Source organism: Mesorhizobium sp. LSHC412B00, from assembly GCF_000503035.1.
Taxonomy (GTDB): domain Bacteria; phylum Pseudomonadota; class Alphaproteobacteria; order Rhizobiales; family Rhizobiaceae; genus Mesorhizobium.
The window spans coordinates 1-23,761 of the sequence record NZ_AYWB01000012.1; the positions used below are offsets into that span (position 1 = coordinate 1).

A 23,761-nucleotide genomic window follows, 5' to 3' on the forward strand; every position below is an offset into this window, starting at 1 on the left:
TTACGCCACGACCGTCACGGTGCCCCTGGTTGCCAGCTAGGATACGGCCGGCTTCGTTGAGTTGGCGGCGCCGAACTCAGACGGTAACGGATCGACTGGGAACCATCGCTCGATCTGGAATTGTACTTGCAAGAGGTCGATTCTCTTCGCGGCTGTAGATGCTTAAAGCTCGCTCCTGAGACCTCAGGGATGGACTTTTTCTATGGAACTAAAGTCAGGCTGCTTGCTTGGTCGCGTCCGTGAAAATCACCGAAAACCAGTCCATCAGTGCTGCAACATGCCGACAGGCTATCTCAGTCACCAGGCCTTTGATCTTGCTGGTGATCCCGACAGGAATCGAACCTGTGACCTACAGATTAGGAATCTGCCGCTCTATCCTACTGAGCTACGGGACCACGCCGCCCGACACATAGCCGCTTCCGATCGTTTCGCCAAGAGGCTCGCCGAAGGCAATGAAGAGGCCGGCCGAAGGCTAATCGGCCGGCCTTTCGTCGGGGCAGGTCAGGCTGCCAGCGCCGTTTCGGCCAGTTTAACCCAGTAGCTCATGCCGTGCGGGATGACTTCGTCGTTGAAGTCGTAGGCCGGATGGTGGAGGCCGGCGGTCTCGCCATTGCCGATGAAGATGAAGGCGCCAGGGCGGGCTTCCAGCATGTAGGAGAAGTCTTCGCCGCCCATCACCGGCTGGATGGCGCGGTGGACCTGGGTGTCGCCGGCGACATTTGCCGCGACATCGCCGGCAAAGACCGTTTCTTCCGGATGATTGAAGGTCACGGGATAGTTGGCGTCATAGTCGACAGTGATCGTCGCGCCGAAGGCGGTGGCTATTCCTTCGCAGATGGTGCGGATGCGCTCTTCCGACTTCTTGGCGATCTCTTTCTTCAGTGTGCGCACCGTGCCGGCAATCTCGGCGGTCTCGGGAATGACGTTGTAGGCGTCGCCGGCGTGGAACTTCGTCACCGAAACCACCACCGCCTCGACCGGATCGGTGCTGCGCGAAGCGACCGTCTGAAGGGCGCCGACCAACTGGCTGGTGATGACGATCGGGTCGATCGTGCCGTGCGGCATCGCCGCATGGCCGCCGCGGCCCTTCACGGTGATGGTGAACTCGGCGGTCGCCGCCATGATCGGACCCGGCCGGATGGCGAACTGGCCCACCGGCAGGCCCGGCATGTTGTGCATGCCAAAGACCCGCGAAATATCGAAACGCTCCATCATGCCGTCCTTGACCATCTCGTTGCCGCCGCCGCCGCCCTCTTCGGCCGGCTGGAAGATGACCGCGACCGAGCCGGCGAAATTGCGCGTTTCGGTCAGATATTTGGCGGCGCCCAAAAGCATCGCCGTATGGCCGTCATGGCCGCAGGCATGCATTTTGCCAGGAATGGTCGAGGCATAGGGCTTGCCGGTGATCTCGTTGATCGGCAGCGCGTCCATGTCGGCGCGCAAGCCGATGGTCGCGCCTTGCCCCTTGCGGCCATGGATGATGCCGACGACGCCGGTCTTGCCGAGGCCCGTCACCACGTCGTCGCAGCCGAATTCCTTCAGCTTCTCGGTGACGAAGGCGGCGGTCTTGAAGACATCGAAATTCAGTTCTGGCGTCTGGTGCAGATGGCGTCGCCAGCCGGCAACTTCATCCTGCATCTCGGCGGCGCGGTTGAGAATCGGCATAATGGTTCCATCTCGCTATTGGAGCAGACGATCTGGCCTGCTTGATTGCAATTGTGATTGCCATGCTTGTTGCCATCTTGGCACTTTGCCATCTTGGCGTCACATAGGGTAAATAGCACCCCAGACAATGTGATCCGGAAATTGAGGGCCGGATCAGGTCATGCTGGCCATCGCGTAACGAAATCTTACGGAGCCAGGGGCGACTACGGCAAGAGGCGATTTCGGATTCCATGATGCGGCACAGCCATATCCTCAAATTACTGCTAACGGGCGGCTTGGCGTTACCCATGCTGGCTGGGCCAGCTTTGGCCAATCCGGTGATCCTGTTCGACCTCAACAGCGGCAAGGTTCTGCAGCACCAGGACGCCTTCAAGCGCTGGTATCCCGCTTCGCTGAGCAAGCTGATGACCGCCTATGTCACCTTCCGGGCGATTGCCGCCGGCGAGGTCCAGCTCGATTCACCGATCAAGGTGACCAAGCATTCGGCGGGCGAACCGCCGAGCAAGATGGGCTTCAAGCCGGGCTCGGTGATGCGGCTCGACAATGCGTTGAAGATGATGCTGGTCAAATCGGCCAACGATATCGCCATGGCCATCGGCGAAAACATAGGCGGCTCGCAGGCCGGATTCGCCGTTCGCATGAATGCGGAGGCGGCGCGGCTCGGCATGACCGGAACGCATTTCGTCAATCCGAACGGACTGTTTTCGCCGGAGCAGTATACGACGGCGCGCGATCTTGCCCTGCTGGTGATGGCGATCCGCAAGGAATTCCCGCAATACGCCCCCTGGTTCTCGATCGAAGGCCTTGCCGTCGGCAAGAAGGCGATCTCCAACTACAATCTCTTGATCGGGCGCTATCCCGGCGCCGACGGCATGAAAACCGGGTTCGTTTGTCCCTCGGGCTTCAACATGATCGGCTCGGCGACACGCAATGGCCGCACGCTGGTCGCGGTCGTGCTCGGCGAAAAATCGGCGATCAGCCGTGCCGAGACCGCCGCCAGGCTGCTTGACCAGGGCTTTGCCATGCCCGACCCGAACTGGCTCACGGTCGCGGCCATGCCTTCCTATGGCGATACCATGTCACCGAACGACATGCATGATGAGATCTGCAAGAAGAAGGCGCCGCACGAGCAGTCCGAGGCGGCTCCGCCGGTGGCCGCGAAGGGCGCCGACGTGCCGAAATCGCCCTATCAGGAAAAGCTCGACCACGTGCCGACGCTGGTTGCCGTCGGCCTCGGCGGCGCCACCGGGCCGGCGCCGAAGGCGATGCTCGACCAGGGCGGCCAGGAATACGCCGATGTGCCGCTGCCGAGCTGGCGGCCAGACATTCCGGCGCCAAAGGGCGCCGAACCGGCCGTGGTGGGCCAGGCAACCGCGGTGCAGGGCGACCAGCTGGTCAAAGCCGCGAACTAGGCGATGGCTGGCTTTCCGATACCCGTCACGGTGGTCACCGGCTTCCTCGGCGCCGGCAAGACGACATTGCTCAACCGGCTGCTCAAAGATCCGGCACTGGTCGACACGGCCGTCATCATCAACGAATTCGGTGAGGTGGCGATCGACCACCTTCTGGTCGAGCAGGCCTCGGACGGCATCATCCAGCTGTCCGACGGGTGTCTATGCTGCACGGTGCGCGGCGAACTGGTCGACACGCTGGCTGACCTCGTCGACCGGCTGCAGACGGGCCGTATCGCCCGTCTCGCCCGCGTCGTCGTCGAAACCACCGGGCTCGCCGATCCGGCGCCGGTGCTGCAGTCGATCATGGCGCATCCCGCCCTGGTGCAGGCCTTCCGACTTGATGGCGTCATCACGCTGGTCGACGCGGTCAACGGCAACGCGACGCTCGACGGCCATGTCGAGGCGGTCAAGCAGGTGGCAGTCGCCGATCGCATCGTGCTGACCAAGGTCGATCTGGCCAGCGATTCCGGCGACGTCGATGCTTTGCGAACGCGAGTCCATCAGCTCAATCCAGGCGCCGTGGTGCTGGAGGCCGGCGACGGCCGAACCGGCGTCGCGGCTCTGTTCGACTGCGGCCTCTACAATCCGGCGACCAAATCCGCCGATGTCCGGCGCTGGCTCGGCGAAGAAGCCGCCCATGAGCACCACCATCATCATCATGATCACGGCGAGCATGAGCACCACCACGATTCCCGCGTGCGCTCCTACTCGCTGGTCCATGACGGCCCGGTGCCGTTTTCGGCGATCGAGATGTTCCTCGACCTGCTGCGTTCTGCGCATGGCGACAAGCTTTTGCGGATGAAGGGCGTCATCGAGCTTGCGGAGGACCCGTCGCGGCCGCTTGTTGTCCACGGGGTACAGAAGATCCTGCATCCGCCGGCGCGGCTACTGGCCTGGTCGGACGGCCAACGCGGCACCAGGCTGGTGCTGATCACGCTCGATATGCCGGAAGATTATGTGCGCCGGCTGTTTTCCGCTTTCACCAACCGGCCGTCGATCGACACGCCGGATCGCGCGGCGCTGGAGAGCAATCCGCTGGCGATAGCCGGGGGCTGATTCTCAGGCTCGCTCTGCGCCGCGTTCGACCAGGAAGCGGTGGCCGCCGGTGACGGCTGACGTTTCAACCAGTTGGTGACCAGCGTCGGCGCAAAAGGCGGGGATGTCGATGACCGCCAGCGGGTCGGTGGTCTCCAGCCAAAGCCGGCTGCCCGGCTGCATTGCCGCTAGGCGTTTTTTCGCCTTGAGAACGGGCAGGGGGCAGTTCAGGCCCTTGAGGTCATAGATTGCGGTGTGATTTGTTTGTTTGTTTTCATGCATGTCTTTGTCCCAAAACCGCTGCGCACTTTTGGGCGGCATGCATCGGCAAGGCGAAAACCTCAGCCGCCGAACATGCCTAGCAGCTTGTTCTTGATCTTCGACATCCGGCTTTCGTCCGCCGGCGGTTCCGCAGGCGCCGCCTCGACGCTCGCAGTGGCGACCGGCTGCTGGGCGGCCTGCTTGGCTGCTTCCTTTTCGGCCAGCGATTGGGCCTTTGCGGCTTGCTTTTCAGCCAGTGCCTGGGCCTTGGCGGCTTTCGCAGCCTCGATGGCAGCAACCCGCTGTTCCTCGGCCTTGCGCTTGGCTTCCTTCTCTGCGTCCAGCGCCGCCATCTTGCGGCCGGCGGGCGAATCGATGCGGCCCATGCGCGCCGTCTCGGTCAGCGTGCCGTCGGAATTCAGCGACGGCGGTTCGATCGGCACGCGCTCGCCCCGGGCGCGGCGCTTCGACCAGTCTGAAACGATGGCGGCTTCCTTGATGCCGGCAATGGTTGGCTTGGGCGCTGGCACGCTGGCCTTGACCGCGCCGGTGAAGGCCGCGTCATAGCTGCTTTGATAGGCGTTGAGTGCGCTCTTCAGCGAATCGGGCTGCGTGGTCGCGGGGCATGCGCCAGTCGGATCGAATGTCGTGCCCTCAGGCGCCACCTGGTTGAAGACATAGCGCTTGTCGCAGACATCGACCTTCGGTGGCACCTTGGTGATCTCGAAATTGTCGTAACCGACCTTCAGCATCTTCCAGAACTCATAGTTCGGGTCGTTGCGGTAGCGCGCCATGTTGGCGGCGGTCATGCGGAACGGGAAGGCCTGGATCTGGAACTCGGTCTGGCCGCCCTGGAAGGCATCGCGACCAAAAGCGTAGATCTGCTCGATCTGCGGGTCGGTCATCGAATAACAGCCCGACGACGAGCAGGCGCCGTGCACCATCAGATTGGCGCCGGTGCGGCCATTGGCACGGTCATAGGCGTTGGGATAGCCGATGTTGAAGGACAGGTGATAGTTCGAGCGCGGATTCATCTGCGACGGGCGGACCGTATAGAAACCTTCCGGCGCCTGGCGGTCGCCCTCGGTGTATTTTGGGCCGAGCTTGCCCGACCATTTGCAGATGTCGTAGCTGGCGACCATCTCGTAGCGGCCGGTGGTCTTGGCCTTCCAGATTTCGAGCTTGCCTTCTTCCTTGAAGATGCGAGCCATCACCGACGAGGTGCGGATCATGCCCTTGGCTTTCATGTCGGCCAGGATCTTGTCCGGCAGCGGCTTGCTGGCTTCCGGCGCAAAATTCTTCATCGAGGAATCGTTGCAGCCGGCAACGCCAAGCGCGGCGATCAGGAGTCCAGTGCGGGCAAGCTTGGTAAACATGGATACGGCTATGTCTTTTTCTCGCGGCACGGCCGGATAGCGCCCGGGCCTGCATGCTGAACACTGACGGACCCTAAGCCCGTTAACCTTGAAAATTCCTTACCGCAAGCGTCGGACGGCGCCCCCCACGGCAATTCGCCCGGTGTCACGGATTTTTTATTGAGCCGAATGCGGCGGCATTTTTGTGGCGAAATTGCTCCTTGACGCCACATTGCGGTGCGCTGCCGGCCAAAATCAGAGGCTGCGGCCCATCGCCAGATATTTTTCGCGGCGCTGTTCGCGAAAATCGGTGTTGGCGCCGGCAAAATCCTTCATCGTCTTGGCGATGAGATCGCCGGTGGCGGCGATCACCGTTTCGGGCGCGCGCTGGGCGCCGCCGAGCGGCTCGGCAATGATGGCGTCGATGATCTTCATTTCCAGAAGGTCCTGGGCGGTGATCTTCATGTTGGTCGCCGCATCTTTCGAGCGCGTGGTGTCGCGCCACAGGATCGAGGCAGCGCCTTCCGGCGAGATCACCGAATAGATGGCGTGTTCCAGCATGTAGACGCGGTTGGCGGTGGCGATCGCAATGGCGCCGCCCGAACCGCCTTCGCCGATTACAACCGAAATCGATGGCACTTTGAGGCCGAGGCAGGCCGAGGTTGAGCGGGCGATGGCTTCAGCCTGGCCGCGTTCCTCGGCGCCAACGCCGGGGTAAGCGCCGGCGGTGTCGACCAGCGTCAGAAGTGGGATCTGGAAACGGTCGGCAAGTTCCATCAGCCGCACGGCCTTGCGGTAGCCTTCAGGGCGCACCGAGCCGAAATTGTGCTTGAGCCGGCTCGCCGTGTCGGAGCCCTTTTCCTGGCCGATGACGGCCACCGGTTCGCCGCGGAAGCGGGCGAAGCCGCCGATGATCGCCTGGTCCTCGCCGAAATTGCGGTCGCCGGCGAGCGGCGTGAAATCGCTGAACAGACCCTTGATGTAGTCGAGGCAATGCGGCCTGTCGGTGTGGCGCGCGACCTGCACCTTCTGCCACGGCGTCAGCGCCTTGTAGATGTCGCGCAGCGCGTCGCGCACGCGCTTCTCGAGCCGGCTGATTTCGTCGCCGACGTCGACCGCCTCGCCATTCTCGGCAAGCTTCTTCAGCTCGAGGATCTTGAGTTCAAGGTCCTGCACCGGCTTTTCGAAATCGAGGTAATTGTACATTCTTGAGCGGACCGATGCGTCGGAAGGCAAACATCGCGCAGATGTAGGCTCCGCGCGGGCACGTTGCCCTCACATAGCGATATGAGGCCTAGTCGGCAAGCGGATGATGATCGTTGACCAGCCGCACCAACCGCTCTTCCAGCACATGCGTGTAAATCNCTGCGTGGTCGAGATATCGGCGTGGCCGAGCAGCTGCTGCACCGCCCTGAGATCGGCGCCGTTCTGCAGGAGATGGCTGGCGAAAGCATGGCGCAGCACATGCGGCGAAATTTTCGCCGCCGATATGCCGGCCCGCGCGGCAAGGCCTTTGAGATCGCGGGCAAAGACCTGCCGGGAGAGAAAGCCGCTGTCGCCGGCGGCCGGGAACAGAAACGGGCTGTCGGCGAAAGCCGGCACCGTGGCCCGGGCTGTGAGCCAAGCCCGCATCGCCGTGCGGGCCTTGGCCGACAGCGGCACCATGCGCTCCTTGTCGCCCTTGCCGCGCACCATGAAGAAGCGGTCGTCGCGCTGGGCGACGGTCACCGGCAGGCCGACTAGTTCGGAGACGCGCAAGCCGGTGGCATAGAGCACCTCCACCAAAGCGTGCAGGCGCAGTGCAGCCACCCGGTCACCATTGACGGCATCGCCTGTCTCAAGCGCGGCGCGGTCGAGCAGCCGACCGGTATCGGCCTCGCTCATCGTCTTGGGCAGCGGCCGGCCCTTTTTCGGACTGTCCAGCGTGCCGGTCGGGTCGTCGCCGCGCAAGCCCTCGGCGTAGAGAAACTTGAAGAACTGGCGGATCGCCGACAGTTTGCGCGCCTGCGACGTCGACGCAAAGCCGCGCGCCGCGATATCGTCGAGATAGGCGCGGATGTCGGCTGCGGCGGCAGCGGCAAGCCCGCCGGCAATCTGCTGCGAAGCGTCTTCGAGATCACGGCGGTAGGAAGACAGCGTGTTTGCAGCGGCACCGCGTTCGGCGCTCATCATCTCGAGAAAGGCTTCGATGCGAGCCGCGCTGTTCATGTTCCAGGGGTCAGTTTTGGGTCAGTTTTTCTTGGGGTTCAGCTTTTCCGGTGGAATGCGCACGGTGATTTCGGCTTTTTTCGGCTCGACGAACATCGCCAACGCCACCATCGTACCATAGGCAATGCCGGCAAGAATCATCATCGTCACGACAAAGCGGAACAGTGTCGGCATCAATCTTCGCCCGTCTTCTTGCTCTGCGATTCCAAGCCCTGTGTCCTTATGGGACGCTAATTCCGTCAATTCAAGGACGAAGGGCTCTGCGTGCGAAAGGCGCTGTGCTTGACGCAAACGGGCTTTTGATGTCGATACGCCGGCAAAGACGGCTTAGAAACAGCATGGTCTCATGAACGCGTTACCAGCAAATCCTCCCGGCGATAGCCATGCCGCGCTGCTCGACAGGCTGGGCAGCCGCTCGATCGTCTTTGTCGGCCTGATGGGCGCCGGAAAGACGGCGATCGGCCGCAAGGTGGCGACGATGCTGTCGCTGCCCTTCGTCGACAGCGACCAGGAGATCGAAACCGTGTCGCGCATGACGGTGCCGGAACTGTTCGAACGCTATGGCGAGACCGAATTCCGGGCATTGGAGCAGCGCGTCATCCTGCGCGTGCTGGAGAGTGGGCCGCAGGTGCTGTCGACCGGCGGCGGCGCGTTCATGAATGCGCAGACGCGGGAAGCGATCGCCGGGCATGGCGTGTCGGTGTGGCTGAAGGCCGAGATCGACCTATTGATGGAACGCGTGTCCAAGAAGCAGAACCGGCCGTTGCTCAAAAGCGCCGATCCGCGCGCCGTGCTCGAGCGACTGATGGGCGAGCGCTACCCGGTCTATGCCACGTCCAACATCACCGTGCCGACACGCGACGACCGCAAGGAGGTCATTGCGACGGAGGTTGTCGACGCGCTGTGCGGGCATTTCGGCATTCCGGCTCCGACTGCGCCAGGCGAGGTGCGGCTGTGAGCGAACCGGTCACTGTCGAGGTCGGCCTTGGCGAGCGTGCCTATGACATCCTGATCGGCCCTGGCCTTTTGGCGCGCGCCGGCGCCGAGATTTCGCGCCGCCTGCCCGGCACGAGGGCGGCGGTGGTCACCGACGACAATGTCGCGGCGGCACATCTCGACGCGCTGAAGGCCGGTCTGGAAACAGGCGGCATCCAGCCTGCCGTCATCACTTTGCCGGCCGGCGAAAAGACCAAGAGCTTTGCCCATCTCGAAGAGGTGGTCGACGGCGTGCTCGCCGCCAAGCTGGAGCGCGGCGATGTCGTCATTGCGCTCGGCGGTGGCGTCATCGGCGACCTGACCGGCTTTGCCGCCGGCATCGTGCGCCGCGGCATGAATTTCGTCCAGATTCCAACCTCGCTGCTGGCGCAGGTCGATTCCTCGGTCGGTGGGAAGACCGGCATCAACAGCCCGCGCGGCAAGAATCTGGTCGGCGTCTTCCATCAGCCGAAGCTGGTGCTGGCCGACACCGAAGTGCTCGACACGCTGCCGATCCGCGAATTTCGCGCCGGCTATGCCGAGCTTGCCAAATACGGGTTGATCGACCGACCGGCGTTTTTCGCCTGGCTGGAAGCGAACTGGGAAAAGGTGTTCGCCGGTGGTGCGGAACGGGCGGAGGCGATTGCCGAGGCCTGCCGCGCCAAAGCCGATGTCGTCGCCCGCGACGAGTTCGAAACCGGCGACCGCGCACTGCTCAATCTTGGCCACACGTTCGGCCATGCGCTGGAAGGCGCCACACAGTATGATGGCGCTCGCCTCGTCCATGGCGAAGGCGTCGCCATCGGCATGGCGCTGGCGCACCGCTTTTCCGCAAGGCTCAATCTGGCCAGCCCGGACGACGCGGCGCGCGTGGAGGCGCATCTTCGCGCCGTCGGTCTACCCTGGCGGATGGCCGACATCCCTGGTGAGTTGCCCGATGCCGAGGCGCTGCTTGGCTTCATCACCCAGGACAAGAAAGTGTCGCGCGGCGCGCTGACCTTCATCCTGACGCGCGGCGTTGGCCAGGCTTTTATTGCCAAGGATGTACCGGCGTCGGAAGTGCTTTCGTTCCTCAGGGAGAACCACCCGGGCCAGGAAAGCCGGCAGCGATGATCAACGAGCCCGGCTGGACCGTCGTCGCCGTCCTTGCCATCCTCATCCTGCTGGTCCTGGCCGTGCGCACGCGCCTGCTTGCCATGTTCGGCTATGAGCTGTCGCGCATCGAGCCGCAGCGCTCGACACAGGACGAGTTGCGCGGCGCGGTCGACGATTTCCGCCGCGACGGCCAGATGGTGCGTGAGGACCGCGACCGCGTCGGCGGGCTGTTCGATCTCGCCGAGCTCGAAGTCTCCGACATCATGGTCCACCGCACCAATATGCGCTCGGTCAATGCCGACAATGGGCCGGAAGCGGTGGTGCGCGAGATCCTGCAAAGCCCGCACACCCGCATGCCGTTGTGGAAAGGCTCTCTCGACAACATTGTCGGCGTGCTGCACGCCAAGGACCTGCTGCGAGCGCTGAACGAGGTCGGCAACGACTTTTCCCGGATCGACGTGATGAAGATCGCTTCGAAGCCTTGGTTCGTGCCCGACACCACGACGCTGCAGGAACAGCTCAACGCCTTCCTGCGCGCCAAGGCGCATTTCGCTATCGTCGTCGACGAATATGGCGAGGTCGAAGGGCTGGTGACGCTGGAGGACATTATCGAGGAGATCGTTGGCGAGATCGCCGACGAGCACGATGTAGACATTCAGGGCGTGAAGCAGGAGGCGGACGGTTCCGTGGTCGTCGACGGCACCGTGCCGATCCGCGATCTCAACCGGGCGCTCGACTGGAACCTGCCTGACGAGGAAGCGACCACCATTGCCGGCCTGGTCATCCACGAGACGCAGTCGATCCCCGAGGAAAAGCAGGCTTTCACCTTCCACGGCAAGCGCTTCGTGGTGATGAAGCGCGACAAAAACCGGATCGCCAGAATCAGGATCAGGCCGGCGGGCGAATCTTAAAGGTACCGAGCAGGCCCGCCACATGACGCTCTTTGCCGAGCTTATGCCGCGATCTGGCTCGTAGACCGTTCGTGGATGGTCGCACCGGTTTGAGCGTCAACTGCGACCAGGCTGACCTCGTAGCCCCAGAGGCTGCGGACATGGCGCAGCGTCGCGTCACGGCTGGCCCCTTCGAGCACAACACCATCCTTTACCCTGTGTTGCAGTCGCAACTGCCGGTCGCCGAGCAGGTCGACATCAATCACCTGGATGTCCGGCCGATTCGCTCCAAGGTCGTAACCGTGGGCTAGCTCGGCCCGTATCTTGTGATAGCCACGTTCGTTGTGGATCGAGGCGACTTCGAAATGCGGTTGGTCGGCTCCATCGCCAAGCACGAAGAACCGCCATTTTCGGATCAAGCTCGGGCTGAGGTACTGGCGGATAAAGGATTCGTCGCGGTGGTTGGCCCAGGCCTCAAGCAGGACCTCGCGCCAGTTGCCATGTCCTGCAATGTCCGGGAACCAGTCGCGGTCCTCCGCCGTCGGCTCGGTCGAAATGCGCTGTATGTCCTGCATCATGTCGAGGCCGAGGGCATAGGGATTGATGCCTGAAAACCGGGGATCGTCAAAGGCCGGCTGGAAGATCACGTTCGAATGGTTGCGCAGGATTTCGAGCATGGCACCTTCGCCGATCCGGCCGCGATCGAATAGCATGTTCATGAGCGTATAATGCACGAAGGTGGCGCAGCCTTCATTCATGACTTGAGTCTGTCGCTGCGGGTAGAAATATTGCGCGATGACGCGGACGATCCTGATGATCTCGCGCTGCCAGGGTTCCAGGATCAGGCTGTTCTTCTCGAGGAAATAAAGGAGGTTTTCCTCGGGAAGGTTGAGCGATCTCTTGCGCTCCGCCATCCCTTGATCCTCATTGCCGGACTTGTTTTTGTTCTGCGACGGCGGCAGCGTGCGCCACAGATCGTTGTAGGAGCGCTCTTCGTATTCGAGGCGCTCGCGAAGCCCTTCGCGCTGTCGCTCCGACGAGAGCTTTGGCGGCCGGTGGTAGCGGAACACCCCTTGTTCCATCAGCGCATGGGCGGAATCGAGAATAGCCTCCACTGCTGCAAGGCCGTGCCGCTCCTCGCACCGGGCGATGTAGCCCTTGGCGAAGTCCAGATAACCCAGGATTGCCCCGGCGTCGGTCCATTGCTGAAACAGATGATTGTTCTTGAAGAAATGATTGTGGCCAAGCGCCGCGTGGGCCGTCACAAGGGCCTGCAAGGCCATGGTGTTTTCCTCCATGAGGTAGACGATGCAGGGATTGGAGTTGATGACCAGTTCATAGGCCAGCCCCCGACCACCCTTACGGTAAAGAAGCTCCTGGTGAAGGAAATGTTTGCCGAACGACCAATGCCGATACATCAGTGGCATGCCGATAGATGAGTAGGCGTCGAGCATCTGCTGGGAGGAGATTATCTCCATCTGGACCGGGTAAGTATCGAGATGCAACTCGTCGACCGCGATCGCCTCGATCTCTTCAAAAGCCCGCGATAATTTCTCGAAATTCCAGTCGGAACCGGAAAACAACAAATTCGTTTCGTTGGCTCGCCTGACCATCTCTCTCTCTCAAGCGCTCTTGATGGCCACCGGCTGCCTGGCGAAGAGCCGGTGGAAGACCGGGTAGATATCCGCGGGAGCAGCGATGCGGCTCATCTGGAAGTTGGGCCATTTCAGCTCGATCGTACTGTAGGCGCGCCAAAGCGACGTCCCGTTTTCGGTAGCACCGAATATGTGGCTCTCGCGTTCGTCGATGATCTCGACATAGGCGAAATACTGGCACAGGCGCATGAGCTTGCCGTTCATGAGCTCTATGCATCGCTCGGAATCGGTGGTGAAATTGTCCCCGTCAGAGGCCTGCGCGGCGTAAATGTTCCACTCGCTGGCAGGATAGCGCTGGCCGATAATGCGGTGCATTTCGTCGAGCGCGGTGGAGACGATCGTACCGCCGCTCTGCGTGTTGTAGAAGAACGTGTCCTCATCCACTTCGTGCGCCTCATGGGTATGGCGGATGAAGACGATCTCCGTGCGTTCGTAGCGCCGTTTCAAGAACAGGTGCAGCAGCACGAAGAAGCGTTTGGCCAAGTCCTTTTCGCGTTGGCCCATCGATCCGGACACGTCCATAAGGCAGAACATGACGGCATTGGCATTCGGCACCGGCCGGGCGTCGAAGCGGTTGAATCGGATATCGACCGGATCGACAAAGGCAATTCGCCTGCGCCGTCGCTCCAGCCGGTCAAGCTCGTCGCGTAATTCCGCGATGCGCTGGCGCACCGCCGCGCCGGCCGGGGCCGACTCAAGCGTGACGATTTCCCGGAGGATCGCCTCCAGTTCCTGCTGCGTGGGGCGCCTCAGCGCAATGCGCCGGCCTAGGCTGTTGCGCATCGTGCGGCCGGCATTGATGTTGGTCGGGGAACCAGTTGCCGCGAAGCCGGCCCGGCGCGGCTTGAAGGCAAGGATTTCCTTGAGATTGAGCTTAACCAGGTCGGGCAGTTCGAGATCCTCAAAAAAGAGTTCGAGCACCTCCTCGCGTGACAGCACGAAACGAAAATCGTCTTCCGACGCCGTGTTTCCTGGCGACGACGCCGCGCCGCCCCCATGCGGCTTCGGGAGCAGGTCTCCAGGGGAAAAATGCCTGTTGCCCGGAAGGATGTGTCGGCGCCGTCCGCTGGCCCTGTCATCGTTGAAGCTCGGCTCGGCCGTTTTCCTTTCAGGCATGGGCACGGCGTGCTCGGTATCCACGTCGGCGATCCTGCCAGTGCGGATTTGATCGCGAATGCTCCGCTTCAACTCCTCGCGAGCACGCCTGAGGAAGCGCTGTCGATTGCCAAGGCTCTTGTCCTTGGGGTTCAGGCGACGGTCGATGAAGATCGGCATGGAACCATCCGGCTCTGTCAACCCGCCTTGTTCACCCGCATGTACCAGTCCACCAGCCGGCGTACCTGCCGTTCTGTGTAGCCACGCTCGATCATGCGCTGTACGAATTCGTTATGGCGCTTTTCCGTAACGCTGTCTTGCTTGGAGCCGAAGCTGATCACCGGCAAGAGGTCCTCGACCTGTCCGAACATCCGCTTCTCGATGACCTCGCGCAGTTTTTCATAGCTGGTCCATGACGGGTTGCGGCCGTGGTTTCTTGCGCGAGCGCGCAGAGTGAACTTCACCACCTCGTTACGGAAGTCCTTGGGATTGGCGATGCCTGCCGGTTTCTCGACCTGCGAAAGTTCGTTGTCCAGGATCTCCCGGTTGAGGATCTGGCCGGTGTCGGGGTCCTTGTAGTCCTGGTCCTCAATCCAGGCATCCGCATAGGCGATGTAGCGGTCGAAGAGGTTCTGGCCGTATTCGCTATAGGACTCCAGATAGGCCTTCTGGATTTCGTGGCCGATAAACTCGGCGTAGCGCGCCGCAAGCTCCGACTTGATGAATTCAAGATAGGCCGCTTCCGTTTCCTTCGGGAACTGCTCCCGCTTGATCGCCTCCTCCAGAATGTACATCAGATGCACAGGATCGGCGGCCACCTCCTCATTATCGAAGTTGAATGTCTGCGAAAGGATCTTAAAGGCAAAGCGCGTGCTGACGCCCGTCATGCCTTCATCGACGCCGGCGGCGTCGCGATACTCTTGGACCGACTTTGCCCTGGGATCGACTTCCTTCAGATTTTCGCCGTCATAGGCGCGCATCTTGGTGTAGAGCGGCGAGTTGTCGTGCTCGGCCAAGCGCGTCGAAACTGCAAAGCGGCTGAGGATGTCCAAAACTTCAGGGGCACAGGGGCTGGCGGCCAACTCGCTCTCACGCAGCAATTTCTCATAGATCTGCCTCTCTTCGGTGATCCGCAGGCAATAGGGTACCTTGACCACCAGGATGCGATCGAGAAACGCCTCATTGTTCTTGTTGCTCTTGAACTGTTGCCATTCCGACTCGTTGGAATGGGCGACGATGATCCCCTGGTAGGGAAAGGCGCCGAAATTTTCAGTGCCGTTGTAGCTGCCTTCCTGTGTCGCGGTCAGCAGCGGATGCAGAACCTTGATGGGTGCCTTGAACATCTCGACGAATTCAAGCAGACCTTGCGTGGTCCGGTTCAGGCCACCGCTATAGGAATAGGCATCGGGGTCGGACTGGCTAAAATTTTCCAATTGCCTGATGTCGACCTTGCCGACCAGGGCCGAGACATCCTGATTGTTCTCATCGCCAGGTTCGGTCTTGGCAATGCCGATCTGGCGCAGCCGCGAAGGCATCAGCTTGACGACGCTGAATTTGGAAATGTCGCCAGACAATTCGTCGAGGCGCTTGGCCGCCCATGGCGAAATCAATCCGTTCAGCCGGCGCCGGGCTATGCCGTATTTATCCTCTAGCAGATCACCCATGTGATCGGGATGGAACAGCCCAAGCGGCGACTCGAAAACCGGGCTGATCTGGTTGCCGACCTTCAGCGTGTAGATCGGGCGCTGCTCCATCAGTTTCTTCAGGCGCTCGGCCAGAGAGGATTTGCCGCCGCCGACCGGGCCGAGGAGATAGAGGATCTGCTTGCGTTCTTCGAGCCCCTGCGAGGCATAGCGGAAATACCCGGCTATGCGCTCGATCGTATCCTCCATTCCATAGAAGTCGGAAAAATGAGGGTAGACCTTGAGGGTCCGATTCGCGAAAATGCGGCCGAGCCGCTCGTCTTTGCTGGTGTCAACCAGTTTTGGTTCGCCGATTGCGTCGACCATCCTTTCGGGAGCCGAAGCATACATCGATTTGTCTTCCCGACAGGCAAGAAGATACTGTTGGATGCTGACCTCTTCGTCCGCCGCATTGGCATAAATTTCCGAAAAAAGATCGAAGACGTCGGATTGGGTTGCACGCATGATGTTCTGCCCTCGGAGCCGATCTGGATTCCAATCGCCTCATCACCTTCAACTGTCGGAAAGCATTGTTGGTTCCCTTCACATGAAGGAGAGTGGCTGCAATCCGGGTAGAAGGCTTGGGAGGAAACATTCGGAGTGGCTGGAATGGCGGGTTGCCCGGTGCTGCGGCGCTGATGGGCGGCGTTGTCGCCGGCCAGCTATCTCGATGGACACAAGCATCCGCCGACCTTCATCGCCTATTCGCGCGCCGAAGGCTGCGACGACCAATCGAAGGCTTTGCCAAGCGCCTGCGCGCCACCGGCACTGAAGTGACGCTGTTCGACGGCAACGCCTACACGCATATGTCGATCAATCACGACTTCGGCGAGGACGTCGACGCGTTGACCGCCGCGATGCTGGCCTTCCTGAATGCGACCGTCGGTTGATCCCGGATCCCCGCGAGGCGTCCTGGATCAGACCAAAAGCCCCGGCGGGACATTGCCGACCCGGCGCCTACAGGTGCAATTGTTCCTGAATTGTCGATTGGGAAAGAAAATCATGAATGGCGCCGATCTGCTGTGCGACGTGCTCCTGGCCAATGACGTCACGGTCTGCTTCGCCAATCCTGGCACATCCGAAATGCATTTCGTTGCCGCACTGGACCGCAAACCTCAGATGCGCTGCGTGCTCGGCCTGTTCGAGGGCGTGGTGACCGGCGCCGCCGACGGCTATGCGCGCATGACCGACCGCCCGGCAGCAACGTTGCTGCATACCGGACCGGGTCTCGCCAACGGTTTGGCCAACATGCACAACGCAAGGCGTGCGCGCAGCCCGATGATCAACATTGTCGGCGACCATGCTTCTTACCATCTGCCGCTCGATGCCCCGCTGACCAGCGACATAGAAGGCCTAGCGTCGCCGATGTCGAACTGGGTTGGCCGCGTCAAGGGGCCGGCCGATATTGTGCCGGCCGCAGAGGCGGCTTTCCGCGCTTCACTCACGCCGCCTGGCGTCACGACCTTGATCCTGCCTGCGGATGCCGCCTGGGGCGAAGTTGCTGCGATTTCGCCTGGCAAGGTGAAGCTGGAGCCGCCGCCCGCCGTCGACATGGATGTTGTGCGCACGATCGCCGAAGCAATCCGCGCCGCGCCGGGCCGTGTCGGCATGGTGGTGCGTGGGCAGGCGGCGCGCGCCGATGGACTTGAAATCGCAGGGAGAATCTCATCGGGAAGCGATGTCAGGCTGTTCAGTGAGGTTCTGATCGCCCGCATGCAGCGCGGCCGCGGGCGGTTCGCCCCGACCCGCATTCCCTATCCGGTCGATGCGGCGACGGCCACGCTCCGGGACATCGATTTGCTGGTGCTGGTCGGCGCCAAGGAGCCGGTTGCCTTCTTCGCTTATCCCGGCAAGCCCGGGCGGCTGGTTCGGGACGATTGCAAGGTGCTTTCGCTGGCGGCGCATGGCCAGGATCTGAAAGCGGCGCTGGAGGCGCTGGCCGACGAACTCGGCATCAAGCCGACGCAGCAATTCACCGCGGCAACCGCCTTTCCAGACGAAACGACGCTGAGCGGGAGACTGACGGACGATGCCATCGCGCTGTCGATAGCGCGCAAACTTCCGGCCAATGCCATCGTCTGCGACGAAGCAGTCACCTCGGCGAGACGGTTCTTCGCGCTATCCGCCTTTGCGGCGCCGCACGACTACATGATGGGTACGGGCGGATCGATCGGCGGCGGCATTCCCATGGCTACCGGCGCAGCGATCGCCTGCCCGGACCGCAAGGTGATCAATCTCGAAGCCGACGGCAGCGGTATGTACACGGTGCAGGGACTGTGGACCCAGGCCAGGGAAAAGCTTGACGTGCTGACCATCATCTTTTCCAACCGGACCTACGCCATCCTGCATGGCGAAATGAAGAATGTCGGGGTCAATGAAATCGGCGAGAACGCCAAGCGCATGCTCGATCTCGACCATCCTGCGCTGGACTGGGTTGCGCTGGCCAAAGGCATGGGCGTCGAGGCGGCCCGCGCCGACACGTGCGAACGGTTCGACGCGCTGCTCGACAGTGCGCTGTCGCGTCCGGGACCGTTTCTCATCGAAGCGGTGATCTGAGGCGGAAGAGACTTACCAGCGGGTCTTTTCGCCGGGTGCAGCCGGTTCGATTGCCAGCGCATGGACGCCGCCTTGCAACTCCGCTGCTAGCAATTCGTTGACGGCGCGGTGGCGGTCGATGCGGCTCATGCCGGCAAAGACGGATGAGACGATGCGGACGCGAAAATGCGTCTCGCCAGTGCCGTCATAGGCACCGTGATGGTCGGAGCCGTGGTGGTGATGACCGGCATGGAGATGGCTTTCATTGACGATCGCCAGCCGCTCCGGCGAAAACGCCTTGTTTAGCTTGTCTTCCATCGTCGCCTGTATGGACATCGCCATCTCCCTTCACCATATCTGCAAGGCGTGATCGGGAAATCGGGATCGATCCCGCCGGGCCGCCTCAAAAATCGCCATTCGCCCTGCTTTATGCCGCGATTCAGCGGTTAGGGCGATGATCGCGAAAATGTCAATTCTTGTTTCGCACGTGCGAACAGCCCATAAATGGGTGAGATGAAACCGTACCCCAAATATTTCGAGAAAATTCGGGTCCGTCCCGACAAGGATGCGGAGCTGAAGTCGCACTCGCCGATCTGCCAGTGGGACGGCTGCAAGGAGGCCGGTACTCACCGGGCGCCGGTCGGACGCATGAAGGAAGGCGAGTATTTTCAGTTCTGCTTCGATCATGTGCGCGAATACAACAAGGGTTTCAACTACTTCTCCGGCGTGCCGGACACCGAGATCGCCCGCTTCCAGAAGGAAGCGATGACCGGCCACCGGCCGACATGGAAGATGGGCGTCGCCGGCGCCTCGACGCGCTCCTCGCCCGATTTCGCCCAGCAGCGTTCCGGTCGCGCCGGCTATTACAACCGCATGCGCGATCCCTTCGATCTGTTCAAAGGGCCGAAGGACCCGCGCGAGGCGCGCGAACGCAAGGCCAAGCCGCTTGAGGCCAAGGCACTGGAAACGCTTGGCCTTGATACAAAGGCGACTGGCAAGGACATCAAGGCGCGCTATAAGGAACTTGTGAAGCGCCACCATCCGGATGCGAATGGCGGCGATAGAGGTTCGGAAGACCGGTTCCGCGATGTGCTGCAGGCCTATCGCGTGCTCAAGCAGGCGGGTTTGTGCTGAGCAACCTAACGGTTCGTGTCGTTTTCCAACTTTCATAAGGGTGGAAAAGGCTCTAAGACCGCCCCCGGACAAAATCGATTGCCGGCGAAATCAGGCATTTCGCCCGTGGAGACTTGGATAGAGATGAACAAGGTCGATCGCGACATCGCCAATTTGCCCGACACGACGGTGTCGGTGAAAGACAAATTCGGCTTCGAGTCCAAGATGGTGGTGCCGGCCTATTCGGTAACCTCGGAACATGTGCCGGACATCGATCCGGATTATCTGTTCGACAAGGCGACGACGCTGGCGATCCTTGCCGGCTTTGCCTACAACCGCCGCGTCATGGTGTCTGGCTATCACGGCACCGGCAAATCGACGCACATCGAACAGGTCGCCGCCCGCCTTAACTGGCCCTGCGTGCGCGTCAACCTCGACAGCCATGTCAGCCGTATCGACCTCGTCGGCAAGGACGCCATCGTCGTCAAGGATGGCCTGCAGATCACCGAATTCCGCGACGGCATCCTGCCCTGGGCCTACCAGCACAATGTCGCGCTCTGCTTTGACGAGTACGATGCCGGCCGTCCGGACGTGATGTTCGTCATCCAGCGCGTGCTGGAATCGTCGGGCCGCCTGACGCTGCTCGACCAGAGCCGGGTCATCCGCCCGCACCCGGCGTTCCGGCTGTTTTCGACCGCCAACACGGTCGGCCTCGGCGACACCACCGGCCTCTATCACGGCACGCAGCAGATCAACCAGGCGCAGATGGATCGCTGGTCGATCGTCACCACGCTGAACTACCTGCCGCACGACAATGAGGTGAACATCGTGCTGGCCAAGGCCAAGCACTATCGCGACGGCAAGGGCAAGGACATCGTCAACAAGATGGTGCGCGTCGCCGACATGACGCGCTCGGCCTTCATCAATGGCGATCTGTCGACCGTGATGAGCCCGCGTACCGTCATCACCTGGGCCGAAAATGCCGAGATCTTCGGCAATATCGGCATGGCGTTCCGGCTGACCTTCCTCAACAAGTGCGACGAGCTGGAGCGTTCGGTGGTGGCCGAGTTCTACCAGCGCGCCTTCGGCGAGGATTTGCCCGAGAGCGCCGCCAACGTGGTGCTGGGGTAAGCTGAGCCTCGATGGCGGGTCCGGGCGACAACACGCGCAACAAGTCGAAGACGGGGTCTGAAGCCGACAGCTTCAAGCGTGCCGTCACCGTCTGCATGCGCGCCATCGCCGGCGACAAGGAGCTCGAAGTCGGTTTCGCCAAGGACCGCCCGGCGCTCGCCGGCAGCCGCGCCCGACTGCCCGAACTGCCGAAGAAAGCGTCCAAGACAGACATCGCGATTACTCGTGGCCTGGGCGATTCCATGGCGCTGAAGCGCGCCTGCCACGATCAGCGCATCCACACCAAACTGGCGCCGGAAGGCAAGCTGGCGCGCTCGATCTATGACGCCGTGGAACAGGCCCGCGTCGAGGCGATCGGCAGCCGCGCCATGCAAGGCGTCGCCGACAATATCGGCTCGATGCTGGAGGACAAATACGCCAAGGCCAACCTTGTCGACGTCAAGGACAAGGCCGACGCGCCGATCGAGGAAGCGCTGGCGCTGATGGTGCGCGAGAAGCTGACCGGGCGGCCGATCCCGAAGAGCGGCGAGCGTCTGGTCGACCTCTGGCGACCCTGGGTCGAGGAGAAGGCCAAGGCCGATCTCGACGGACTGTCGGCCAAGCTCGGCGACCAGCAGGCCTTCGCCCGCGTCGTGCGTGAGATGCTGGCGTCCATGGAGATGGCCGAGGAACTCGGCGACGATCAGGAGACCGAAGACTCCGAGGACAATGACGACAACCAGCCGCAAGGCGAGGAGCAGAGCGAGGAGGGCGGCGAAGAGGATTCCGGCTCCGAGCAGTCGCAGTCCGAGGATGCCGAGGCCTCGGCCGACGACGAACAGTCGTCCGAGACGGAGGCGTCCGACGCCACCGCCGACGATCTTTCCGACGATGACGATGCGGACGCCGAAACGCCGGGCGAAGCCCGCCGCAACGACAACCCCTTCACCAATCTGCCGAAAGAGATCGACTACAAGGTTTTCACCACCGCCTTCGACGAGACGGTCGGTGCGGAAGAGCTGTGCGAGGAGGAAGAACTCGACCGGCTGCGCGCCTTCCTCGACAAGCAGTTGGCCAATCTCTCCGGCGTCGTCGGCCGGCTCGCCAACCGGCTGCAGCGCCGCCTGATGGCGCAGCAGAACCGTTCCTGGGATTTCGACCTCGAAGAGGGTTATCTCGATCCGGCACGCCTGGTTCGTGTCGTCATCGATCCGATGCAGCCCTTGTCGTTCAAGCAGGAGCGCGACACCAAATTCCGCGACACGGTGGTGACGCTGGTGCTCGACAATTCGGGCTCGATGCGCGGCCGGCCGATCACGGTTGCCGCCACCTGTGCCGACATTCTGGCGCGCACGCTGGAGCGCTGCGGCGTCTCGGTCGAGATCCTCGGCTTCACCACGCGGGCGTGGAAGGGCGGACAGGCGCGCGAGAAATGGCTGAAGGACGGCAAGCCGCCGAACCCCGGCCGGCTCAACGATCTGCGCCACATCATCTACAAATCCGCCGATCATCCGTGGCGCCGCGCCCGGCGCAATCTCGGCCTGATGATGCGCGAGGGCCTGCTCAAGGAAAACATCGACGGCGAGGCGTTGTTATGGGCGCACAACCGGCTGATCGCCCGGCCCGAACAGCGCAAGATCCTGATGATGATCTCGGACGGCGCGCCGGTTGACGATTCGACGCTGTCGGTCAATCCTGGCAACTATCTCGAGCGCCACCTGCGCGCCGTCATCGAGCTGATCGAGACGCGCTCGCCGGTCGAGCTTCTGGCCATCGGCATCGGCCACGACGTCACCCGCTATTACAGGCGCGCCGTCACCATCGTCGATGCCGAGGAACTGGCCGGCGCCATGACCGAGCAGCTTGCCTCGCTGTTCGCCGAGGAAAACGTGCGCGATACACGCCGCGGCGGCTACCGGCGCGCCGGATGATTTTTTTGTGCGGCGGGTTTCGGCAGATGCTCTTCGCGGTCACTGCCTTGTCCGGCATGGCGTTTGCGCCGGCCATCGCCGCCGGCCCAAGCGCGGTCGAGCCGGTCGAAGTCTCGGCGCGGCCGATCACCACCTTCCATATCGGCAGCGCCGACAAGCAGTTTGGGCCGCTGGAATTCGTCGGCGGTCTTGAGATGAACTCGACGACGCGCGATTTCGGCGCGCTGTCGGCATTTCGGTTCGTCAAACCCGGCAGCGATTTCATCGGCGTCGCCGATACGGGCTTCTGGTTCTTCGGCTCGATCACCCATGATGCCGACAAGCGGCCGTCCGGCATCCAGAATTTCCGCATGCAGCAGATGGTCGATGAGAAGGGCCGGCCGATCGACAAGAAATGGGAAGTCGATGCCGAGGGCCTTGCAGTCAACGACGGCATTGCCACCGTCGGCTTCGAGCGCGATCACCGCGTCGCCCAGTTCAAGATCGACCCCAGCAAGATGACTGCGCCGTTCAAGCAACTGAACTTCCTGGTTCCAGCCCGGGAACTGCGGCAGAACCGCGGTTTCGAGACCGTCACCCACGCCAATCCCAACGGCCAGCACGCGGGCGGCCTCGTCGTGGTCTCGGAAAAGAGCTTGGACAAGGCTGGCAACATCTATGCCGCCATCATCGAAGGGCCGCACAAGGGCGTCTTCACGGTCAAGCGCAACGGCGATTTCGACATCACCGACGGCGCTTTCCTGCCGGATGGCGATCTCTTGCTGCTGGAGCGCAGTTTCTCGATGGCCGGCGGTGTCAGGATGCGGCTGCGACGCATCTATGGCGAAAGCGTCGAGAAGGGCGCGGTTGCCGACGGGCCGGTGCTGATGGAAGCCGATATGGGCTACCAGATCGACAATATGGAAGGGCTCGACGTCTGGACCCGCGATGACGGAGCGCTGATGGTGTCGCTGATCTCGGACGACAACCATTCGATCCTGCAGCGCAACCTCTATCTGGAATTCATCCTGCACCAGGATTGAGAGCCCTAAGGCTTGGTGGCGATCCAGATGACGTGGCGCGCGCCGCGCTTGCCATTGGCGCGCGTCTTCACCTCGTCCACGACAAAGCCCGCCTGCTTGAGCCTAAGTGTGAAGCCGGCATCGGGGCCTTGCGACCAAACAGCCAGCACGCCCCCGGGCCTGAGCGCTGCACGCGCCGCGCCGAGGCCGGCAGCGCCATAGAGGGCGTCGTTGCCCTTGTAGACGATGCCTTCGGGGCCATTGTCGACATCGAGCAGGATGGCGTCCCAGGCTGCCTTGTCGGATCTTATGATGTGCCCGACGTCGGCTTCGCGAACCGTCACACGGGGATCGTCGAGACAGCCGGCGAAGACCGCCTCCATGGGGCCGCGCGCCCAGGCGATGACGGCGGGGACAAGCTCGGCAACGGTGATGCCTGCGTCGGCGCCCATTTGGGCAAGCGCAGCGCGCAGCGTAAAACCCATGCCGAGGCCGCCGATCAGGATTTTCGGTTGGGCGCGGCCGCCGATCTTTTCACAGGAGAGCTTGGCCAGCGCTTCCTCGGAGCCGCTGAGGCAGCTGTTCATCAGCTCATTGGTGCCGAGCATGATCGAGAATTCGCTGCCGCGCTGCTTGAGGCGCAGTTCCTGTCCGCCGTCAGGCGTTTTGGCCGAGCCGAGCTGGACCCAGGGAATCACGGC

General features: G+C 62.2%; 21 protein-coding genes, 1 tRNA gene and 1 pseudogene. 11 read left to right on the plus strand and 12 right to left on the minus strand.

Features of this window, described 5'->3' with window-relative positions; translation table 11 throughout:
* Window positions 1-318: 318 nt before the first annotated feature.
* Window positions 319-395: transfer RNA gene (locus X757_RS144480), tRNA-Arg, on the minus strand.
* Window positions 396-501: 106 nt separating this feature from the next.
* Window positions 502-1,665 (minus strand): M20 aminoacylase family protein, encoded by a 1,164-nt coding sequence (locus tag X757_RS144475; RefSeq protein WP_023685374.1) that lies wholly within the window; start codon window positions 1,663-1,665, stop codon window positions 502-504.
* Between the two features lie 233 nt (window positions 1,666-1,898).
* Here X757_RS144475 and X757_RS144470 point away from each other — a divergent pair, with 233 nt between their 5' ends.
* Window positions 1,899-3,077: a D-alanyl-D-alanine carboxypeptidase family protein gene (locus tag X757_RS144470; RefSeq protein WP_023685373.1), complete on the plus strand. Its 1,179-nt coding sequence runs from the start codon at window positions 1,899-1,901 to the stop codon at window positions 3,075-3,077.
* Window positions 3,078-3,080: 3 nt separating this feature from the next.
* A complete protein-coding gene (locus tag X757_RS144465) occupies window positions 3,081-4,175 on the plus strand; it encodes a GTP-binding protein (protein ID WP_023726959.1) in 1,095 nt (364 codons plus the stop codon).
* 3 nt (window positions 4,176-4,178) lie between these two features.
* Here the strand turns inward: X757_RS144465 and X757_RS144460 are convergent, their stop codons facing one another.
* The 5 genes and pseudogenes from X757_RS144460 to X757_RS144445 form a co-directional block, all read right to left on the minus strand.
* Complete coding sequence (locus X757_RS144460) at window positions 4,179-4,436, minus strand: sulfurtransferase TusA family protein (protein ID WP_031193210.1); 258 nt, start codon at window positions 4,434-4,436, stop codon at window positions 4,179-4,181.
* A gap of 59 nt (window positions 4,437-4,495) precedes the next feature.
* Complete coding sequence (locus tag X757_RS144455) at window positions 4,496-5,791, minus strand: murein L,D-transpeptidase family protein (RefSeq protein WP_023685371.1); 1,296 nt, start codon at window positions 5,789-5,791, stop codon at window positions 4,496-4,498.
* Window positions 5,792-6,025: 234 nt separating this feature from the next.
* Window positions 6,026-6,976, minus strand: a complete 951-nt coding sequence (locus X757_RS144450; RefSeq protein WP_023685389.1) for an acetyl-CoA carboxylase carboxyltransferase subunit alpha — start codon at window positions 6,974-6,976, stop codon at window positions 6,026-6,028.
* An 88-nt stretch (window positions 6,977-7,064) separates the two neighbouring features.
* Window positions 7,065-7,978: pseudogene (locus X757_RS01000000165080) on the minus strand (site-specific tyrosine recombinase XerD).
* A gap of 21 nt (window positions 7,979-7,999) precedes the next feature.
* The gene (locus X757_RS144445) at window positions 8,000-8,152 is read right to left on the minus strand and encodes a hypothetical protein (protein ID WP_023670666.1); all 153 of its coding nucleotides are present in this window, start codon (window positions 8,150-8,152) and stop codon (window positions 8,000-8,002) included.
* Between the two features lie 172 nt (window positions 8,153-8,324).
* Here X757_RS144445 and X757_RS144440 point away from each other — a divergent pair, with 172 nt between their 5' ends.
* The 3 genes from X757_RS144440 to X757_RS144430 are packed head-to-tail and all read left to right on the plus strand — an operon-like array spanning window position 8,325 to window position 10,959.
* Window positions 8,325-8,936 (plus strand): shikimate kinase, encoded by a 612-nt coding sequence (locus X757_RS144440; protein WP_023670667.1) that lies wholly within the window; start codon window positions 8,325-8,327, stop codon window positions 8,934-8,936.
* On the plus strand, window positions 8,933-10,066 hold the full coding sequence (aroB, locus tag X757_RS144435; RefSeq protein WP_023694054.1) for a 3-dehydroquinate synthase: 1,134 nt from the start codon (window positions 8,933-8,935) through the stop codon (window positions 10,064-10,066). Before X757_RS144440 ends, aroB begins: the two co-directional genes overlap by 4 nt.
* Window positions 10,063-10,959: an HlyC/CorC family transporter gene (locus X757_RS144430; protein WP_023670669.1), complete on the plus strand. Its 897-nt coding sequence runs from the start codon at window positions 10,063-10,065 to the stop codon at window positions 10,957-10,959. The genes aroB and X757_RS144430 overlap by 4 nt, the downstream gene beginning before the upstream one ends.
* A gap of 41 nt (window positions 10,960-11,000) precedes the next feature.
* On the opposite strand, the gene X757_RS144425 is transcribed toward X757_RS144430, so the two are convergent.
* Genes X757_RS144425 through X757_RS144415 form a run of 3 tightly spaced genes read right to left on the minus strand, consistent with a single transcriptional unit; the run spans window position 11,001 to window position 15,835 of the window.
* Window positions 11,001-12,551 carry a SpoVR family protein gene (locus tag X757_RS144425; protein WP_023685369.1) on the minus strand — a complete coding sequence of 517 codons (1,551 nt, stop codon included), beginning with the start codon at window positions 12,549-12,551 and terminating at the stop codon, window positions 11,001-11,003.
* Window positions 12,552-12,560: 9 nt separating this feature from the next.
* Window positions 12,561-13,868, minus strand: a complete 1,308-nt coding sequence (locus X757_RS144420; protein WP_023685368.1) for a YeaH/YhbH family protein — start codon at window positions 13,866-13,868, stop codon at window positions 12,561-12,563.
* A 17-nt stretch (window positions 13,869-13,885) separates the two neighbouring features.
* Window positions 13,886-15,835, minus strand: coding sequence for a PrkA family serine protein kinase (locus X757_RS144415; RefSeq protein ID WP_023685367.1), 1,950 nt, complete (start codon window positions 15,833-15,835; stop codon window positions 13,886-13,888).
* Window positions 15,836-15,927: 92 nt separating this feature from the next.
* On the opposite strand from X757_RS144415, the gene X757_RS1000000166845 reads away from it, so the two are divergent.
* Together X757_RS1000000166845 and X757_RS144410 are read left to right on the plus strand one after the other, a co-directional pair.
* Window positions 15,928-16,260, plus strand: coding sequence for a hypothetical protein (locus tag X757_RS1000000166845; protein WP_245260187.1), 333 nt, complete (start codon window positions 15,928-15,930; stop codon window positions 16,258-16,260).
* A 112-nt stretch (window positions 16,261-16,372) separates the two neighbouring features.
* Window positions 16,373-17,926, plus strand: a complete 1,554-nt coding sequence (locus tag X757_RS144410; RefSeq protein WP_023699106.1) for an acetolactate synthase large subunit — start codon at window positions 16,373-16,375, stop codon at window positions 17,924-17,926.
* Window positions 17,927-17,938: 12 nt separating this feature from the next.
* On the opposite strand, the gene X757_RS144405 is transcribed toward X757_RS144410, so the two are convergent.
* Window positions 17,939-18,241, minus strand: coding sequence for a BolA family transcriptional regulator (locus tag X757_RS144405; protein WP_023694052.1), 303 nt, complete (start codon window positions 18,239-18,241; stop codon window positions 17,939-17,941).
* Window positions 18,242-18,409: 168 nt separating this feature from the next.
* Between X757_RS144405 and X757_RS144400 the strand changes: the two genes are divergently transcribed.
* The 4 genes from X757_RS144400 to X757_RS144385 all read left to right on the plus strand — a co-directional run bounded on the left by X757_RS144400 (window position 18,410) and on the right by X757_RS144385 (window position 23,081).
* Window positions 18,410-19,039, plus strand: coding sequence for a J domain-containing protein (locus tag X757_RS144400; protein ID WP_032887126.1), 630 nt, complete (start codon window positions 18,410-18,412; stop codon window positions 19,037-19,039).
* A gap of 123 nt (window positions 19,040-19,162) precedes the next feature.
* Window positions 19,163-20,149: a cobaltochelatase subunit CobS gene (gene cobS / locus X757_RS144395; protein WP_023670677.1), complete on the plus strand. Its 987-nt coding sequence runs from the start codon at window positions 19,163-19,165 to the stop codon at window positions 20,147-20,149.
* Window positions 20,150-20,160: 11 nt separating this feature from the next.
* Complete coding sequence (cobT, locus tag X757_RS144390) at window positions 20,161-22,059, plus strand: cobaltochelatase subunit CobT (protein ID WP_023694051.1); 1,899 nt, start codon at window positions 20,161-20,163, stop codon at window positions 22,057-22,059.
* The gene (locus X757_RS144385; protein ID WP_023726960.1) at window positions 22,056-23,081 is read left to right on the plus strand and encodes an esterase-like activity of phytase family protein; all 1,026 of its coding nucleotides are present in this window, start codon (window positions 22,056-22,058) and stop codon (window positions 23,079-23,081) included. Before cobT ends, X757_RS144385 begins: the two co-directional genes overlap by 4 nt.
* Window positions 23,082-23,086: 5 nt before the next feature.
* Here X757_RS144385 and X757_RS144380 read toward each other — a convergent pair whose 3' ends face one another.
* Entirely contained in the window at window positions 23,087-23,758 is a 672-nt protein-coding gene (locus X757_RS144380) for a spermidine synthase (protein ID WP_023726961.1), read from the minus strand.
* Window positions 23,759-23,761: the final 3 nt, after the last annotated feature.